The sequence below is a fragment of the Nocardioides marinquilinus genome, from assembly GCF_039543705.1.
Classification (GTDB): domain Bacteria; phylum Actinomycetota; class Actinomycetes; order Propionibacteriales; family Nocardioidaceae; genus Nocardioides; species Nocardioides marinquilinus.
The window spans coordinates 325,375-345,017 of record NZ_BAABKG010000002.1 but is presented as its reverse complement, the minus strand read 5'-3'; the positions used below and the strand labels follow the sequence as shown (position 1 = coordinate 345,017).

The window sequence follows — 19,643 nt, the reverse complement described above, 5'->3', positions numbered from 1 at the left end:
GCCCGCACCCGCGGGCCCGGCTCGGCCGGGCCCACGGGGGTGGGTCAGTTGCTGCCGCTGGGCTGCAGGCGGACCTCGGCGCTGCCGGCCTGGCGACCGTCGCTGTACTGCGCGACGAACACGGCGCTCAGGTCGTCGGTGGCCGGGTCGTGGCCGCCGGGGACCGTGGTGCGCAGCGAGCCGGTGCAGCCGCCCGCGGTGCTCTGCGGGTGACCGTGCGTGGCGTGGCCGAGGATGTAGGTGACGGTCACGTCGTTGCAGTCGACCGGCTGGTCGTCGGTGACCTTGACCTCGTACTGGACGACGTCACCGAACTCGAAGGTGTCCTCCGGGGTCGGGGTGACGAACTCGAGCACGGGGGCCTGGTTGCCGACGAGGACGTCGATGTCGGCGGAGGCGTGGCGACCGCGGTGCTTGCCGCCGACGTCGGTCACGGTGAGCGTGGCCCGGAACAGCCCGTTCTTCTTGTAGGTGTGGACCGGGTTGCGGCCGGTGGCGTCGAACTTGCCGTCACCGTTGAAGTCCCACTTGTAGCGCAGCTTGTCGCCGTCGGGGTCCTTGGTGCCCTTGCTCGAGAACTGCACCTTCAGCGGCTTCTTGCCGTTGACCGGGTCGGCCGAGATCTTCGGCTTCGGGCTGCGGTTGGGCGACCCGCCGAGGAAGTCGACGCGGGAGAGCTGGGCGTCGGGGTTCTCGGCGAAGTAGCCGTCGCCGTACTCGAGGATGTAGAGCGCGCCGTCGGGGCCGAACTCCATGTCCATCGGGTTGTCGGTGACGATGCCGGCGATGACCTTCTGCAGGGCGACGCCGTTGCGCTTGACGTTCACGCCGCGCACCCAGTCACGGCTCCACTCGTAGAGCAGCGGGGTGCCGCTGAAGCGACGCGGCCAGGCGACGGGCTGCTTCTGCTTCTCGGTGCGCTTGTCGTACTGGTAGGCCGGGCCCGCCATGGGCGAGATGCCGCCCTCGCCGAGCAGCGGGAACTGCTTCGACTTCGGGTAGGTGTACCAGATCTCGGGCTGGACGACGGGCGGCAGCTTGCGCAGGCCCGTGTTGTGCACCGAGGTGTTCACCGGGGCCTTGCAGTTGAACTTCTTGCCCGACTTCTCGGTGGCGAAGTTGTAGTCGTTGTAGGGCAGGCGACGGGTGGCGCAGTAGGGCCAGCCGTAGTTCGACGGCTTGTCGATGACGGCCCACTTGCCGTGGCCGGCCGGTCCGCGCTTCGGGTCGGCGGTGTTGGCGTCGGGCGAGTAGTCGGCGACGTAGAGGTCGTCGGTGCGCGGGTTGATCTCGATGCGGAAGGGGTTGCGCAGGCCCATCGCGTAGATCTGCGGCTTGGTCTTGGGCGTGCCCTTCTTGAACAGGTTGCCCTTCGGGATCGTGTAGCCCGCCTTGGCGCCGGCCTTCGGCTTGATCCGCAGGATCTTGCCGCGCAGGTCGTTGGTGTTGGCCGCGGTGCGCTGGGCGTCGAAGGCCGGGTTGCGCATCGCGCGCTCGTCGAGCGGTGCGAAGCCGTCGGACTCGAACGGGTTGGAGTCGTCACCGGTGGCGAGCAGCAGGTTGCCGGCGCTGTCGAAGACGATGTCGCCGCCGACGTGGCAGCAGATGCCGCGGTCGACCGGGACCTGCATGATCTTGCGCTCGGTGCCGTTCCACACCTTGCCGTTGGCGTACTTGAACTTCGAGAGCTGGATGTAGCCCTTGTACTTCTTGAACTGCCACGGCTTGCCCTCGAGCGGGGCGTCGCCCTCGTTGATCGAGAGGGTCGCCGGGTCGTCCTTGGGCGTCTTCAGCGGCGGCGAGTAGTAGAGGTAGACCCAGTTGTTCTTCTTCATCGAGAAGTTCGGGTCGAGGGCGATGCTCTGCAGGCCCTCCTCGTCGTGGTTGTAGACGTCGATCTTGCCCACGACCGAGTTGACGCCGGTGCGGGCGTCGTTGCGCCAGATGACACCGGCGCGCGTCGTGTGGAGCACGTCGCTGTTGGGCAGCACGGCGAGGTCCATGGGCTCGCCGGGCCGGTCGTTGAGGGTCACCTTCTGGAAGGTGGGGCTGTCGGCGGCCGCGACCTTGCGGTCGCCGGTCTTGCGACCGTCGGCCTCGTAGCCGTAGCCGTGGCCCGAGCCGCCGGTGCGGAGGGTGCCGGTGGCGTGGTCGTGGCCGGCGTGGCCCTGGTCCTGGTCGGCCTGGTGGCTGTGGCCTTCGTGGCCGGTGGCCGGCACCGCGAGGGCCCCGGCGAGGGTGAGAGGAATGGCGATGGCCGCGGCTGCTGCTGCAGCGCCGGCCCCCGAGAAGCGTCGTCGCACGTTCTGCTGTCTCCTAACGTCGAGGCAGACCTCGACGAGTTGTGGGTGTCAGGCAGTCCTGTCCAACGTAAGGAGTGACCACGCTCACGTCAATGACTTGACGACTTTCGCAACTACTTGACGGAAGTCAGTCACCCGATCAGGCGGACGCCGACGACGGCGCGAACACCTCGGCGCTCACGAGCCGCGCCGCACCGATCACTCCGCCGCAGTGCGGCAGCTCGCTGAGCACGATCGGCAGGCTCCCCGTGGCCAGCGGCAGCGACCGCTGGTAGACGGTGCCGCGGATCTCGGCCAGCAGCGCGTGGCCCAGCAGGCTCACCCGTCCGCCGATCACGATCATGCCGGGGTTGAAGAAGGAGACCAACCCGGCGATCACCTGGCCGACCCGCTGCCCGCACTCGCGCAGGAGCACCGACGCGGCCGGGTCGCCGCGCGAGACCGCGACGCCCAGGGCCTCGGCCCCCAGGGTGCCGTGCTCGTCGAGCAGCTCGGCCAGGACGGCGGAGCGCCCGTCCAGGGCGGCGTCCGTGGCGTTGCGCGCGAGCGCCGCACCTCCCGCCAGCGCCTCGAGGCAGCCGTGGTTGCCGCAGGCGCACTGGACGCCGTCGGGCGTCACCTGGATGTGGCCGATGTCGCCGGCGCAGCCGTTCGCGCCGCGGTAGAGCTGGCCGTCGACGACGATGCCGCACCCGATGCCGGTACCGATCTTGACGAACAGCAGGTCGCGTGCCTGCCGGGCGACGCCGGCGTGCTGCTCCCCCATCGCCATCACGTTGACGTCGTTGTCGAGGACGGCGGGGCAGCCGAGCTCGCGGGCCACGGTGTCGCGCACCGGGTAGCCGTCCCACCCCGGCATCAGCGGGGGCGCCACCGAGACGCCGCGCCAGAAGTCGACCGGGCCCGGGACGCCGCAGCCGACGCCCATCGGTCGCTCGATGCCGAGCTTGTCGAGCAGCCGGCGCACCCGCTCGAGCGCAGTGCCGAGCACCTCCTCGGGGCCACGGCGGATGTCGCACGGCAGCTGCTCGGTCTCGAGCACCTCGAGGCGGCCGTCGGTGATGCCGACCGAGATGCCGGTCGCGCCGATCGCGATGCCGGCGAAGCGGACGTCGTCGGCCAGGTCGACCATCGTGGAGCGGCGTCCGCCCCGCGACTGCGCCGGACCGGCCTCGCGCGCCAGCCCCATGTCAGCGAGCCGCGCCACCTCGACGCCGATGGTCGTGCGCGAGACGCCGAGGCGGTCACCCAGGTCGGTGCGCGAGAGCGGGCCGTGGTCGCGCAGCTCGGTGAGCAACCGGGCCTGCATCGTGCTCTCGGCACGACCGGACAGGGAATGGAGCACGGCGCCATGCTGCCACGACCGGCTCCGGCGTCCTGGGGCCACTTTTGCCGGGTGCCGGACGAACAAATGTTTGGCAATCGTCGTTAGCCCGATGCCTTCCTCGAAAGGGTGATGCATGTTTGACTGTTCTCATGTCACAAGCCACGGCCAGCACAGGGGCGGGACCGGCCGTCGGCCCCCCGCCGGGCGGTGGCAATCTCCTCAGTCTGATGCTCGACGGCCAACCGCGCACCCGTGCCGACCTGATCGAGCTCACCGGTCTGGCCCGCTCCACCGTCGCCGTGCGCATCGACGGCCTGCTCTCGCTCGGCCTGCTGCAGCCCTCGGGCCGCTCGCGCTCCACCGGCGGACGCCCGCCGACCCGCTTCGCGTTCAACCGTGACGCCCGCCTGGTGCTGGCCGCCGACTTCGGCGCCACCCACGGCCGCGTCGCCCTCACCGACCTGACCGCGCGCGTCGTCGCCGAGCAGACCGCCGAGCTGCGCATCGCCGACGGCCCCGAGTCGGTGCTCGGCTGGCTGGTGCAGATCGCGCCCACCCTGCTCGAGTCGGTCGGCCGCACCGTCGACGACCTCGCCGGCATCGGCATCGGCCTGCCCGGCCCCGTCGAGCACCACACCGGACGACCGGTCAAGCCGCCGATCATGCCCGGCTGGGACGGCTTCGACGTCGTGGGCTGGGTCCGCCAGCGCATCGACGCGCCCGTGCTCGTCGACAACGACGTCAACATGATGGCCCTCGGCGAGCACTCGGTCGCCTACCCCGACGTCGAGCACCTCGTCTTCGTCAAGGTCGCCACCGGCATCGGCGCCGGCATCATCAGCGGACGCCGCCTCCACCGCGGCGCGCAGGGCTCCGCCGGCGACCTCGGCCACGTGCAGTCGCCCCGCGGCGGCGACGCGCTGTGCGACTGCGGCAACACCGGCTGCCTCGAGGCCATCGCCAGCTCTCGCGCCATCGCCCAGGAGATCGGCGTCGCGCAGGCCACCGCCACCGACGCCACCCGCGCCATCATCGAGCGGCTCGGCGGCGGCGACCGCGAGACCATCGCCGCGATCCGCCGCGCCGGCCGCGACATCGGCGAGGTGCTCGCCTCCTGCGTCAGCCTGCTCAACCCGTCGGTGATCGTGCTCGGCGGCGCCCTCGCCGGCGGCGCGCCCAGCCTGCTGGCCGGCGTCCGCGAGGTCATCTACGCCCGCTCCCTCCCCCTGGCCACCGGCGACCTCAGCGTCGTCCCCGCCCAGACCGGCGAGCACGCCGGCGTCGTCGGCGCCGCCACCATGGCCGTCCAGCAGTTCCTCGCCCCCGAGTCGGTCGACGCCATGCTCGCCCGCTCGGTGGGACTCACGGCCTCCTGAGCCGAGTCGTCGCGCTCCCTCGCGATGGTCAGGGTGCGAACAGCCCCTCACGATGGTCGAGGTGCGAGGAGCCCTGGCGACGAGCCTCGAGACCGCTGAGCGTCCACGGGGTCGGGACCACACGGACGTCAGTGCAACGGAGCACGCACGGGGGTCGGGACCCCCGGACGGTCACGCAACAGAGCACGCACGGGGTCCGCACCACACGGACCCTGAGCGCCGTCGTTGGGCCCGGCAGGTCAACGGGCCGACGAGGCGGGATATCTCGACCGCTGTGTTTGATTGCGCCTCCGCTCGTACCTCGCTTCGGCGCGTGTTCGCGGCGATCCCTGGCCCGATGCCCTTCGACAAGCTCAGGGTCCGTGTGGCCCCGACCCCGTGGACGTTGCGGGGGTCTCGAGGCTCGTCGCTGGGGCTCCTCGCACCTCGACCACCGACGGGGCGGGCCGACCACCAGCCCGTTCGCGGCGCGCGACCTGGTGAGTGACGAGCACGGAGGGCGCAGCGAGGAACGAGCGAGCCCTCCGCGCGCAGGAGCGAACCGGGTCGCACGAAGGCGCCGCGAACCCGCGCCGAAGCGACGAAGGAGCGGAGGCGCCAGACAAAACGGCCCGCGGGCCCCGGTCAGGATCGACCGGGGCCCGCGGGTGGTGCTGGGCGGTGTCAACGCTGGATGCGGAAGCTCCAGGTCTTGACCGTCTTGTTGCCGGCGCCGTCGGTGGCCTCGATGCGCACGGTGTGCTTGCCGTAGGCCAGGTTCGAGCCCGACGTCCAGGTCAGCTTGCCGTTGCTCCACTTGAAGGTGCGGTTCTTGCCGTCGACCTTCAGCTTCACGCGAGCCTTGGTGACCCCCGAGCGGACGTCCTTGATCGTGGCCCGCACCGTCGGGGTGCGGTCCTTGACCGTGCCCTTCGGGCCGAAGGCGGTGACCGAGGGACCGGTGGCGTCGACCTTCCACTGGATGGACGCCGGGGTGGCGTCCGCGCCGCCCTCCGAGACCGCGCGGACGCGGAACCGGTGGGTGCCGTCCTTCAGGTTGCGCAGCGTGGCCGGCGAGGTGCAGGCCGTCCAGGCCGCCCCGTCGAGCGAGCACTCGAAGGTCGCACCGTCGGCACCCGGGCCCGTGGCCGTGAACCGCACGGTGGCGGTGCGCAGCTTCTTGGTGCCCGAGGGGCCGGCGGTGATGCGGGTGTCCGGAACCGGGGTCGGCTCCGGGTCGACACCGTCGACGAGGAACTCGTCGAAGGCGACGACGTCACCCGAGCGCAGCACGCCCGCCGTGAAGAGGCCGAACCGAGGAGCCGGAGCGGCGTTGGTGACCGCCCCGTCGATGTCGACCCAGGTGGCGCCGTTGTCGGCGGAGTAGGCACCGGTGTAGCTGTCGCCCGCCTTGGTCAGACGCAGCCAGATGTCGGACGCCGTGCCGGCCGGGATGTCGATCCCCGGTCCGACGTCTGCCACCTGGTTGCCGACCTCCGAGCGGAGCTCGATGCGGTTGGGCTCCGTGCGGCCGTCGTCGGCGATGACGGCGAGCTTCACGTAGTCGGCGTCGCTGCCGTAGACCATCAGACCGGCCTGGCTGTAGCCGCCGGCGAGGGCCGAGGCGTCGAGCCGGGTCGCGATCTCCCAGTCGGTACCGGCGTGGTCGGGCGACTGCAGGATGAAGTTCGACTTCGCCGTGCCCGTCCGGTAGATCTCGCCCGGCGTCGTGGTGATCTTCAGGGATCCGTCGGAGACCTCGTACAGGTCGGGGTTCTCCGCCACGATCGCGTTCCAGCGGCACGGGTCGAGCGCGGTGCCGTCGAACGAGTCGTCCGGCGTGCCGAGCTCGCAGTCGGCGTAGGTGGTCACCGTCACCGTGCCGGTGTCGGTGCCGCCGTTGCCGTCGCTGACCACGTAGTCGAAGGTGTCGGCGCCGGTATGACCGGCGTCGGGGGTGTAGCGCACCTTCGTGCCGGTGATGGTCGCCGTGCCGTTGGCCGGGTCGGTCACCGAGGCGACGGCGAGGGTGTCGCCGTCGGCGTCGGTGTCGTTGGCCAGCACGTCGACGTCGACCGCCGTGCTCTCGGTGGTCGTCGCACTGTCGTCGACCGCGACCGGGTTGCGGTTCACGTTCGCCTCGGTGAGACGGAAGTAGTCGAACTGCGCGACGCGGTCCGCCTGGTTCACGCCGAGGGCGAAGACGCCGACGTCCATCCCGGTGGCCGGGTTGGTGACGGCCGCGCCGACGCTCTGCCACTCGCCGCCGTCGACGGCGACCTCGCCGGTGTAGCTGTTCCCGGTCCTGACCAGGCGAAGCCGGTAGTTCGAGACGTTGGCCGGCAGGTCGACCTGCGGCTGCGGGTTCTGGATGACCCCGCCGACCTCGGACCGCAGCTCGACCCGGTTGATGCGGGTCTGGCCGTCGTCGGCGATGACGTCGATCTTGACGTAGTTGTCGTCGTCGCCGTAGGCCATCAGGCCGCCCTGCGCGTAGCCGGTGGTGAAGTTCGCCGCCAGCCTGGTCTCCATCGTGTAGTCGCCGGACGGGCCCGTCTGCAGGATCAGGTTCGTCGTGCCCGGGGCGTTCGGCGTCTGGTAGAGGTCACCCGGAGTGGTGGTGATCTTCAGGGCGCCGTCGACCACCTCGTACTTCGAGGTGTCCTCGCGGACGATCGCGTTCCAGCGGCACTTGTCGAGCGCGGTGCCGTCGAACTCGTCGGAGGCCTCGGTGCTGCCACCGGAGGTGCCGTCGGGGTCGAAGCGGATCCAGTCGAAGGACGCCGTGGGCTGGCTGCCCGCACCGCCCGAGAGCGCGTGCGGTCCGACCTTCGGGCCGCTGGCGAACGCGCTCAGCGGAGCAGGCTGCCCCACCGGCGTGAACGTGGTGCCGTCGGCCGAGTAGGCGGCGGTGACGTCGGTGCCGTCGGAGATCAGACGCACGTAGTACGTGGTCGGGAAGTCCGTGGCGACCGGGGTGTTGTCGCCGGCGCCGTTGCGCGGGCTGCCGGCGTTCTCGTAGATGAACTCCATCTGACGGGCGCCGTTGACCGTGACCATGTGGACCGAGGCCCAGTTGTCCTGGTCGGCGAAGATCCGCAGACCCGCCTGGTGGTAGTTCTCGGTGAGGTCGGCGGTGAGCTTCGCGGTGATGGTCCACGGCCCGTCGGGAGCAGCCTGCGAGACCCGGTCGACGGCGTTGCCGCCGGGGCCGTACATGCTGCCGGACTGGATCGGCAGCCGGAGGCTGCCGCCGTCGACCGCGACGGCGCCAGACGGGTCCTCGACGGTCCACTTGCCGTTGAGGCTGGAGCCGTCGAACTCGTCGGACTTCTGGACGCCGCACTGGGCGAGCACCCGGATCGTCACCGCGGCGGAGCCGACCCCGCCGGACTCGTCGGTCACCGTGAGGCGCGCGACGTAGGTGCCCGGCTCGTCGTAGGACCAGGTGGCGTCGGGGGTGGTCGCCGTGTCGGCGTCACCCTCGACCCCGAAGTCCCACGCGTAGGTGAGGTCGTCACCGTCGAAGTCGGTGGCGTCGCCGTCGAACTCGACCGTCAGCGGGGCGGTGCCCTGCGTCGGGGTGGCGGCGACGGTGACGCGCGGCGCGGAGTTCGCCGACACGCCCTTGCCCCAGGCGTCGAAGAAGTTGACGTTGAACAGCCCGGTGGCGCCCTCGGTGGCTCCCTGGAAGACCAGGTAGAGCTCGTGGGTGCCGGTCTTGGCCGCCTCGTCGACGGTCATCGACACCGTCTCCCAGTTCTGCCAGCCGCCGGTGGGTGCCACCTGCACGCTGCCGGCCAGCTGACCGGTCGGCGAGTCGAGGCGAGCCTCGATGGTGCCGCCCGCGCCGGCCGAGGCCACGCGGAAGCGCAGCTCGTCGATCTGGTAGAGGCTGACCGGGTCGTAGGAGACCCAGTCGTTGTCGTCGATGTTCGACAGGTTGCGGGCGCCGCCCTGCGGGTCGGTCGTCACCTCGGTCTGGACGCCGTTGACGTCGGTCCAGTGCTCGACCTGCTTGCGCTTGGGGTTGAGCACGACCTCGGCGGAGCCGGTCAGGGACCGGACACCGTTCGCGCCGCCGTCGGTGTAGCTGGCGTTGATGACGCCGAAGATGTTCGCGGCGGGGTCGTGGCCCTCGTCGCGGACGGTCTTGACGGTGGTGGCGCAGCCGTCGGTCTCGCTCAGCGGGTGGCCGTGCGAGTCGTGGCCGAGGATGTAGCTGACGTCGATGTCGGCGCAGTCGACGTCGGCGTCCTCCTGGTCGGTGACCTCGACGTCGAGCAGGACGTCGTCGCCGAAGTCGAAGAAGCCGCCGTTGACCGGCTGGACCATCTCGACCTCGGGCCGGGTGTTGCCGACCACGACCACCACGGTGGCCGAGCCGGTGCGCCCGGTGGAGTCGGTGACGGTCAGGCGGGCGTCGTACTCGCCGTTGGTGGTGTAGACGTACGTCGGGTTCGCCTGGTTGGAGTCCTCGTCGCCGTCACCGTCGAAGTCCCACGAGTACGACGCGATGGAGTCGCCCTCGTCGGGGTCGCTGGAGCCGGCGCTCGAGAACGAGACGCTCAGCGGGGCCTGGCCGGAGTTCGGCGTCGCCCGGGCGACGGCCGTCGGCGAGCGCTGGCCCTCGTTGATCGCGTTGATCTTGTAGACGGCCGAGTTCTCGTTGCCCTGGAAGTAGCCGCCGTTGCCGTAGTCGAGGACGTAGAGCGAGCCGTCGGGCCCGAACTCCATGTCCATGACCGCGTAGAGCGTGGAGGAGTCGAAGAACGGGTCGATGCCGGCGACGTCTCCGTCGGCCTCCATCGTGATGTCCTTGATCCAGCCACGGGTCCACTCACCGGCGAAGAAGTGGTTGTCGAAGTACTCCGGGAACTTCACGTCGGAGTCGAGGTCGGGGTCGTAGTTGTAGACCGGACCGGCCATGGGGGCCTCGCCGCCACCGCCGAACTCGTTGGTGGTGCGACCGCTGTAGGTGACGTTGCCGCCGTCGTAGTAGATCCAGGCCGCCTGGGCCGGGGGCAGGTTGGTCAGGCCCGTGTTGTGGATGCTGTTGTTGACGGGGGCGGCGCAGTTGAACTTCGGCGGGGTCTGCGTGCTCGGACCGGCGAAGTCCCAGTCGTTGTACGTCGTCGCCTGGGTGTTCGGGCCCGTGCAGTAGGGCCAACCGAAGTTGCCGGCCTGGCGGATCTGGTTGAACTCCACGATGCCGCCGGGGCCGCGGTTGGGGTTGGTGCCGCCCGCGTCGGGGCCGTACTCGCCGAGGTAGACGTAGCCGGTGGCCTTGTCGACGGTCATGCGGAACGGGTTGCGGAAGCCCATGGCGTAGATCTCGGGGCGGGTCTTGTTGCCGGGGTCGTCGGCCTCGGGGAACAGGTTGCCGGTCGGGATCGTGTAGGTCGCCGTGGTGGGGTTCGGCTTGATGCGGACGACCTTGCCGCGCAGGTCGTTGGTGTTGCCCGAGGAGCGCTGGGCGTCGAACGCCGGGTTGCGGTTGGCGCGCTCGTCGAGCGGGGCGTAGCCGTCGGAGGCGAACGGGTTGGAGTCGTCACCGGTCGAGAGGTAGAGGTTGCCGGCGGCGTCGAAGTCGATGCCACCACCCGCGTGGCAGCAGATGCCACGGCTGGCCTCGACCTCGAGCAGCTTCTGCTCGGTGGTGAGGTCGATGGTGTCGTTGACCATCTTCACGCGCGAGAGCTGGTTGTAGCCCTTCCAGGTCTCCCAGGTGGCGGCGGTCCCGGTCTCGGGTGCGTCACCGTTAGGCGTGTTGAGCTTCGGCGCGTAGTAGATGTAGACCCAGCCGTCGTTCGCGAAGTCGGGGCTGACCGCCATCGACTGCAGGCCGTCCTCGTCGTGCTGGTAGACCGGCACGGTCGCGACGAGACGGGTGTTGCCGTCGAGGTCGGTGAGGAAGATGCGGCCGTCGCGGGCGTTGTGGAGCACGCGACCGTCGGGCAGCACCGAGATGGCCATCGGCTCGCCGACCTTGTCGACGCCCTTGGCCAGGGTGACCTGCTCGAAGGAGGCGTCGGTGGGGGCACCGGTGCCGCACGCGTCGGGCGCCTGGTCGGCGGCGTACTGGATGCCGCCGAGCACGTGCTGGACGAAGGCCGGCTCGGTGAAGGAGGCCTGGGTGTGGCCGCCGCCGGTGTAGAAGCTGCGGCCGCCGTCGTACTCCTGGTACCAGGCGATCGGGTGGTCGTCGTCGGTGGTGTTGCCGTCGACCTCGTCGTAGGTGGACTCGTCGAGGGAGGCCAGGACGTTGATGTTGGGGTTGCCGCGCGGCGAGTAGTCCGGCACCGTCGCGGGGCCGTTGCCACCCACGTACGGCAGGTTGCCGCCGGCGAAGGTGCCCTCGGTCGGCTGGAAGTTGTACCACTCGTCGGTGCGCACCCACTCTGCGGGCAGGTGGCAGGTCGAGGGGGTCTCGAAGTCCTCGACGTCGACCGTCGCGGTCGGCGTGCCGGCCGGGTGGTTGCGGAAGTAGGCGCCGACGAGCTTGCCGTACCAGGGCCAGGTGTACTCGGTGTCGGACGCGGCGTGGATGCCGACGTAGCCGCCACCGGCCCGGATGTAGTTCTCGAAGGCCGTCTGCTGGGAGGCGTTGAGGACGTCGCTGGTCGTGGAGAGCCACACCACGGCCTCGTACGGGGCCAGGTTCGCCGCGGTGAACGCGGTGGCGTCCTCGGTGGCGGTGACGCTGAAGCCGTTCTGCGCGCCCATCTTCTTGATGGCGGCGATGCCGGCGGGGATCGAGTCGTGCCGGAAGCCCGCGGTCTTGGAGAAGACCAGGACGTCGAACGTCGGGTCGGCCTTCTTGGCGTAGCGGGCCAAGGTGTCGGCCTGAGCCGTGGTGAGCGAGGACGCGTCGGCGGTCGTGGTCTGCTCGACCACGGCCGTCAGGTCGCCCGGCTGCCAGCCGGCGGACACGTCCGCCGGCGACGCGGCCGCGGCGCCGGGGGCGGCGGCGGCCATGCCGCCGACGACCGCGGCTGCGGCCAGTACCGAGACGGCACGGCGCCCCGGTGATCGGTTGGTTCTCATCGATCCCTGCTTCCTGTCGGGTGATGGTGCGGGTGGTGCGGTGCTGCTGGTGGAGCGGGTGGTGCTGTCGAGCCCTGGTGCGGGTGTGCGGGTGGAGCGGGTGTGCGGGTGGAGCGGTCCCGGCCCGAGCCGGGCTCGAGTCAGCGGCGCACGGTGAAGCGCCACTCACGAACGGTGCGGTTGCCGAGGGCGTCGACCACGACGAGCCGCACGGTGTGCCGGCCCACGGCCATCGCCGTGGACGGCGTCCAGGTCAGGCGGCCCTGGGCGGCCTGCCAGCGCAGCCCACGCACGAGCTTGCCGTCGACGCGCAGCTGGGTGCTCGCGCGCTTGACCGCCGAGTGGGCGTCCCGGACCGTCGCCCTGATCGTCGGCGTGCGGTCGCGGGTGGTGCCCCGCGGGGAGACGGCGGTGACCGACGGACCCGTGGTGTCGACGGTCCAACGGCGGGAGACCGGCGTGGCGTCGGCGTTGCCGGCGGCGTCGACCGCCCGCACGCGCAGCTCGTGGCGTCCGTCGCGCAGGGCGCTCAGCCTGACCGGCGAGGTGCACGCCGCCCACGCCTTGCCGTCGAGGCGGCACTGCCAGGTGCTGCCCGGCTCGGAGCTGCCGAGGCGGAAGGTCGCCGACCTCGCCTTCACCGTGCCGCTCGGGCCTCCGGTGACCGTGGTCTGCGGGGCGACCGTGTCGGCCGTCTCGGCGACCACGACCTCGACCTCGGCCGTGGCCGGCGTGCCGGTCTCGGCCGCGACCTCGACGGTGGCGGTGTAGGTGCCCGGCTCGTCGTAGACGTGCTGGGGGTCGGGGCCGGTGCCGGTCTCGCCGTCGCCGAAGTCCCACGCGTAGGTGAGGCCGGACGTCGACGGGGTGAAGTCGGCACAGGCGATGCGCTCGGCGCCCATGTTCGGGCCGTGGATGACCATCGAGACGGCCTTCTCACCGGCGCGCTGCGGGTCCTCGACCTCGATCAGCCCGCTGGCGCCGGTGCCGTCGGAGTCGATGTGCAGCCAGATCTCGTTCTCCTCGCCGAACGGCGCGGTGTCGTCGAACCGGAAGTGCGCGCCACCGTTCTGGTCGCCGCACGCCTGCTCGTGCACGTGCACCATGTGCATCGACCCCGGCGGGAGGCCCGTCACGTCGAGGCTCGTGGTGGTGGAGCCGTGGCGACGGGTCATGGTGGCGGTGCCGGAGATGTCGTAGACGCCGGCGCCGCTCGCGAACTCGGTGAACTCACCGGTGGTGGTGACCTCGGTCGAGAACTGGACGTCGAGGGGTGCCTCGCCGTCGGCCGGGGTCGCGGTGGCCGCGATCGCCGGCACGGGGTCGGGCTCGGGACCCGGGTCGTCACCGCCGACGACGACGCGGAACGTCTTCACGCCGGTGTTGCCGGCGCTGTCGGTCGCGGTGTACGTAGCGGTGTAGGTGCCCGGGCGGCGGTAGGTGTAGCTGGCCCGGGTGGTGTCGAAGACGTCGTCGTCGACGTCGGGGACGCCGAAGTCCCAGCGGTAGGTCATGTCGTCGCCCTGCGGGTCGGTGGCCGAACCCTGGCCGACGACGTTCAGCGGGGTGTCGCCGGACCTCGGGCTGAGGTTGGCGGTGACCAGCGGGCCCTGACCACCGGTGACGGTGATCGGGAACTCGCGCTGGAGCTGGCCACCGTTGCCGTCGCTCACCTCGAGGGTCGCGAAGTAGCGGCCCGGGTTGGCGTAGGTGTGGTGGGCGTGGTCGGCGGTCTCGACCGGCGAGCCGTCACCGAAGTCCCAGCGGTAGGACAGCGGGTCGCCGTCCGGGTCGGTCGCCCGGGCCTCGAAGTGCACGTAGAGGCCGGGAGGTCCGGTGGTGGGGTCGACCATCGGGCTGGCCGTGGGCGCCTGGTTCGGCGCCTTGACCACCACGGTTCCGGTCATCGTCGCGCCGTGGATGACGCAGACGTAGTGGTAGGTGCCCGGCTGGGTGAAGGTGTAGCGGAACGGTGCGCCGCGCGGGTCGCGGTACTCCTGGACCTTCGGGTTCCACTTCGCACCGCCGGTCGGCTCGGTCGAGGTGAGGTCGTGGCTCATCGTGGCCTGGTCGAACTGCCACTCGACGGTGTCGCCGACCGGGATGGTGACCGACGAGGTGCCGGTCGCCTCGGCGACCCACTGGCTGGTCGAGCCGTCGACGGCGTCGACGACCCACACGCCCGGCTCGGGGTCGGACGGCTGGGTCATGCGGAACCAGTCGTAGTCGGCCACCGGCACCTGGGCAGCGGCGCCGCGCAGCGACATCAGGCCGACGCGCGGGCTGTCGATGCCGGCGATGGCCCGGGCGTCGCCGACCTGGACGAAGTCCTCGCCGTCGGTGGAGTAGTAGCCCTTGAGCTGGGTGCCGTCGGAGGCCAGGCGCAGCCAGAAGGTGGTCGGGAAGTCGGTGGGCAGGAACGGCCCGGCGAAGTCACCGCCGCCGGTGTGCCAGTTGCCGGAGAAGTCGAAGGAGTTGTTCGGGTTGCTGCTCTTGAGGAACTCGATCCACTCGTTGCCGCCGTTGCTCTTGCGGACGAACTGCAGCTTGGCGAAGCCGGACCCACCGGCGCCGGCGACCACCATGCCGGCCTGCTGGCCCTCCTGGGTGGGGTCGAAGACGACCTTGGTCGTCGCCGTCCACGGGCCCTCGGGGGCCGCCTGCGTGATCAGGTTCGGCGCCGAGGAGTACTCGCCGGGGCCGGCACGCAGGGTGAGCTGGCCGTCGCCGACCGAGTACAGCGAGGTGTCGGGACGACGCACCCGCCAGTGGCAGTTGTCGAGCAGCTCGCCGTCGTCGAAGTCGTCGGAGCGCTGGCCGTTGCACGGGGGCTCGACCTCCTGGGCGCTCAGCGAGATCGCGAAGACGTGCAGGTGGTCGTCGTCGGGCAGGGTGACGCTGACGACGTCCTTGCTGGGCGTGATCGGCAGCGACTGGGCCCACAGCGCGACCGACGGACCGGTGTCGCCGTTGCGGTCGTGGCGGTGCGGCATGGCCACCGCGACGGTCTCGCCGAACTTGGGCGCGGCGGCCCAGTCGGTGAACCGCAGCGTGTGGGTGCTGCTGGTGCCGTCGGCGTAGGTGACGGTCACGTCCTTCTCGACGTCGCCGTTGTGCGAGGAGCCGAGCACGTTGAGCAGCTCGAAGCGGCCCGAGGGCAGCGGGATGGTCTGGCCGTCGGCCTCGACGTTGTTCTGCTGACCGTCGGCCGGGCTGCCCAGCTCGTAGTCGACGCCCTCGACGACCAGCGATCCGCCGTCGGCGCGCACCTGCTCGGGCAGGGTCTCGGCCGCGAAGCTCCAGCCGCCGCCGTCGAAGTCTCCGTCACCGGGGCTGCCGTGCGTCGAGATGCCGTCGTTGTTGAAGAACGGGTCGAGGTCGGCGACCGAGCGGCACTCGCCGTCGGCGAGCACCCGCACCGCGGTGGTGGTGGTGCCGGTGTTGCCGTCGGGGTCGGTGACCGTCAGCGTCGCGGTGTAGCTGCCCGGGGCGCTGTAGGTGTAGCTCGGGTCCTCCTGGGTCGAGGTGTCGTCGGTGGTGCCCTCGACGCCGAAGTCCCAGGCGTAGGTGACGCTCTGGCCCTGCGGGTCGGTGGCCGAGCCGGAGAAGGCCACCACCAGCGGCGCCAGGCCGCAGCTCGGCGTCGCGCCGGCCGTGGGCACCGGGTCGGTCAGCACGGTGACCTCGTCGGCCTCGACGCTCGCGCCGCGGTTGCCGGCGGCGTCGACGGGCGTGACCGTGGCGGTGTAGCTGCCCTTGGCGGTGTAGGTGTGCTCGACCGTGGCGCCGGCACCGGTGACGACGTCGGAGCCGTCGCCGAAGTCCCAGTCGTAGGTGATGGCGTCACCCTGGCGGTCGACGCCCTCGGCCTCGAAGGTCACCTCGAGCGGCGCGCCGCCCCGGGTGGGGTCGACCGAGACCGTGTTGACGAACGGCTCGGGGACGTCGAGCTCCTTGATCTGGATGTTGCGGAAGGAGACCGTGTCGGCGTTGCCGTGGTTCTGCAGGCCGACGAAGCCGGTGATGCCGCGCGAACCGTCGGAGACGTAGGTGTTGACCACCTGGCCGTTGAGGGTCATCACGTACTTCTGGCCGACCACGCGGATCTCGTAGTCGTTCCACTCCCCCACCGGCTTGGCGTTGCGGGCGTCCTCGCGGTCGAAGTTGTAGACCGAGCCGGTCTTCTGGGGCTCGTCGCCCGGCTGGCCCTCCTTGATCTGGATCTCGTGGCCCTCGTCGACCGCGTTGAACGGGTCGTCGCCCGGGTCGGGGAAGCGGGTGAAGACGCCGGAGTTGTCACCCTCGTCGGACAGCTTGAACTGCACCTTGAGGGAGTAGTCGGCGAACTGCTGCTCGTCGTACCAGAGCAGGCCGAGTCCGCCGACGGAGGTCATCGCGCAGTCCTCGACGGTGAAGCCGCCGGGGCCCGAGTGCGACCAGCCGTCGAGACGGTTGCCGTCGAAGAGCAGCTCGTAGCCGGCGTCGGCCACCGGCGGGGTCGCGCACGCCCGGCGCACGACGACGTCGACCGAGCGGGTGCTGCTCTTGGCGGTCGGGTCGGTCGCGGTGACGGTGGCGGTGTAGCGGCCGGGCTGGGTGTAGGTGTAGGTCGGGGTGGCGCCGGTGGCGACGTCGTCGGTGGTGCCCGCGACGCCGAAGTCCCAGGCGTAGCTGACCGCGCCGCCGTCCGGGTCGGTCGCCTCGGCGACGAAGCGGGTCTCGAGCGGCGCGGTGCCGTCGGCCGGCGTGGCGGTGACCGAGGTGATGGTCGGCGCCACGTTCGCCGCGACGCCGGTGCCGGTGAAGCGCACCTCGTCGGGGTTGATCTCGCCGCCGCCGGTGTAGACGAAGTAGAGGCCACGCCCGCCCTGGTCGGCCGCGCGGCTGGCGACCGCGCCGGTGGAGGTCTTGTAGTAGTACAGGCCCTCGGTGCCGCCGCTGAGCGGGATGCGGGCGGCGACCGGACCGGTGGCGGAGCCGGCGCGCACCTCGATGGCGGCGCCGTCCTGCGGGCCACCGGAGTAGGTGAAGGCGACCTCGGTCATGTTGGCCAGGCTCATCGGCGAGTACTGGAACCAGTCGCCGTTGCCCATGCCGGTGAGGATGCCGCCGGCGCCCGGGCGGGTGCCGGACTTGTCGTCGTACCCGGTCTGGCCGATGCCCTGACGGCTGGTCGAGTGCTCGGCCTGGCGCAGCTTCGGCTGCAGGATGATGCGGTCCTCGCCGGTCAGCGGGCCGTTGGCGCCGCCGTTGCCACCGAGGTCGGAGTACTTCGCGGCGAAGACGCCGTAGACGTTGGCGTCGGGGCCGTGGTCGGTGTCGGTCGAGGAGGTGAGCACGCCCTCGCACCCGGTGGTGCTGGTCAGCGGGTGGGCGTGGATGTCGTGGCCGAGGCCGTGGGAGAACTCGACCCGGTCGCAGTCGACGGTCTCCTCGCCGTCGGTGACGTCGATGTCGAAGGCGATGTCGTCACCGGCGGTGAAGAAGCCGCCGTCGATGGGGGCGACCAGGTCGACCTTCGGGCGGGTGTTGCCGACGGTGACCACGACCTGCGCGGTGGCGGACTTGCCGGTGGCGTCGGTGACGGTCAGGACGGCGGAGTAGTCGCCGGCCCGGTCGTAGGTCCACGAGGCGTCGGCGGTGGTGGCGTCGGGCTGGCCGTCGCCGTCGAAGTCCCAGGCGTAGGTGAGGGCGTCGCCGTCGGGGTCGGTGGTGCCGGCGCTGGAGAACTGCACGGTCAGCGGGGTGCCGCCCTCGCCCGGGTCGGCGGTGGCCACGGCGCGGGGCGCCTGGCCGTCGATCGCGTAGTCGATGCGGACGAGCTTGGTGTCAGGCGAGCCGGAGAAGAAGCCGGAGCCGTACTCGAGCACGTAGAGCGAGCCGTCGGGGCCGAACTCCATGTCACCGGGGGCGTAGAAGCCGCCCATGAAGTCGTTGATCGACTGGATGGCGCCGCTCTGGTCGATGCGCACCTCCTTGATCCAGCCGCGCGACATCTCGGAGATGAAGACCGAGCCCTCGTAGTACTCGGGGAAGGCGGTGCTGGCGGCGGAGGTGTTCTGCGACTGGCGGTAGACCTGCGCGCCGGTGGGCGTCGAGCCCTCGACCTCGGGGTACTTCCACGGGGCCGAGGTGGAGTAGGGGATCCACGCGTCGGTCATCGGCGGCAGGTCGACCAGGCCGGTGCTGTTGGGCGAGTCGTTGGTGGCCGGCATGCCGGAGGGGTTGTTGCACGGGAAGCGCTTGAGGGTGCCGTCGGTGTTGGTCCTGGCCTTGTTGGCCGTGAAGTCCCAGTCGACGTAGGCGCCGCCGAAGCCCTGGGCGGTCAGGTCGTCGCCGACCTCGCCGCCGCAGTAGGGCCAGCCGCCGTTCATGGCGACCTCGGTGCGGTTGAACTCCTCCTGGTGGCGCGGGCCGCGGCCGGGGTTGTTGCTGCGGGCGTCGGGGCCGACCTCGCCCCAGTAGAGCGCGTCGGTGTCGGGGTCGACGCCGAGGCGGTAGGGGTTGCGCAGGCCCATGACGTAGATCTCGGGGCGGGTCTTGGCGGCGTCGGCGTTCGGGTAGAGCGCGCTCGCGTAGGCGCCGCCCTCGCCGAACAGGTTGCCCGCGGGGATGTCGTAGGAGATGCCGTCGTTCGGGGTGGGGTTCACGTCGCCGGCGTCGTCGTCGCGCGGGACGACGCGCAGGATCTTGCCGCGCAGGTCGTTGGTGTTGCCCGAGGACTTCTGGGCGTCGTAGTCGGAGCGGCCGGTGCGCTCGTCGTGCGGCGAGTAGCCGTCGTTGAACGAGGACGAGGTGTTGTCGCCGGTGGCGAGGTGCAGGACGCCGTCCTGGCCGAACTGCAGCGAGCCGGCCGAGTGGCAGCACACGTTGCGCTGCGTGCCGACCTCGAGGATGACCTTCTCCGACGCCTTCGCGATGCTGACGTCGCCGTCGGCGTCCTCGGTGACCGTCAGGCGCGCGAGGCGGTTGGCGTTGTGGTTGGCCGGCAGCGGGGCGTAGTAGACGTACATCCAGCCGTTGTCGTCGAAGGCCGGGTCGAGCGTGATGCCGAGGCCGCCGTCCTCGAGGCCGCTCCAGACCTGCAGCTGGGTGTTGTTCATGACGATCTCGATGGAGCCGTCGGCCGGGTCGTAGAGCGAGATGTCGCCGGCGCGGGTGATGAAGAAGACCCGGCCGTCCTCGGCCACGGTGAGCTCCATGACCTCGCCCAGGGCGCTGCCCTGGCCGAGCACGACCTTCTGGAAGGTGTCGAGGTCGGGCGGGTCGGCCGCCGCGGCCGCCTGCTGGCCGGAGGCGTCGTGGTCGGCGTGGTCGGCGTGGTCGCCGTGCCGGGCACCCTCGCTGTCGTCGGCGTCGTCGGACTCCTCGGCCGGCTCCTCGGTGGCGACGGCCTCGGGGGCCGGGCTGGGGACGCCGGAGGGGTCGTTCTCCGCCGCCTGCGCGGTGGGCACGCCCAGCGCGCCGAAGAGCATCAGCGCGGCGATGACGAAGGTCGGGAGCGACCATCGACGGGAGCGGGGAGCGATCGTGGGAGCCGAGACGCGGGCCATTTAGGTCCGACCTTTCGCAAGCATGCGGAGGAAGTGCCACCGAGAACGGTCTACTTCG

General features: G+C 71.0%; 5 protein-coding genes. 1 reads left to right on the top strand and 4 read right to left on the bottom strand.

Going from position 1 to position 19,643, the window contains the following annotated elements:
• Positions 1-44 precede the first annotated feature (44 nt).
• On the bottom strand, positions 45-2,303 hold the full coding sequence (locus ABEA04_RS07625) for a PQQ-dependent sugar dehydrogenase (RefSeq protein WP_345456473.1): 2,259 nt from the start codon (positions 2,301-2,303) through the stop codon (positions 45-47).
• A gap of 139 nt (positions 2,304-2,442) precedes the next feature.
• On the bottom strand, positions 2,443-3,648 hold the full coding sequence (locus tag ABEA04_RS07620) for an ROK family transcriptional regulator (RefSeq protein WP_345456470.1): 1,206 nt from the start codon (positions 3,646-3,648) through the stop codon (positions 2,443-2,445).
• A 209-nt stretch (positions 3,649-3,857) separates the two neighbouring features.
• Here ABEA04_RS07620 and ABEA04_RS07615 point away from each other — a divergent pair, with 209 nt between their 5' ends.
• Complete coding sequence (locus ABEA04_RS07615; RefSeq protein ID WP_345456468.1) at positions 3,858-5,006, top strand: ROK family transcriptional regulator; 1,149 nt, start codon at positions 3,858-3,860, stop codon at positions 5,004-5,006.
• A 663-nt stretch (positions 5,007-5,669) separates the two neighbouring features.
• Here ABEA04_RS07615 and ABEA04_RS07610 read toward each other — a convergent pair.
• The gene (locus ABEA04_RS07610; protein WP_345456465.1) at positions 5,670-12,032 is read right to left on the bottom strand and encodes a ThuA domain-containing protein; all 6,363 of its coding nucleotides are present in this window, start codon (positions 12,030-12,032) and stop codon (positions 5,670-5,672) included.
• A 140-nt stretch (positions 12,033-12,172) separates the two neighbouring features.
• Positions 12,173-19,585, bottom strand: a complete 7,413-nt coding sequence (locus ABEA04_RS07605; RefSeq protein ID WP_345456462.1) for a PKD domain-containing protein — start codon at positions 19,583-19,585, stop codon at positions 12,173-12,175.
• Positions 19,586-19,643: the final 58 nt, after the last annotated feature.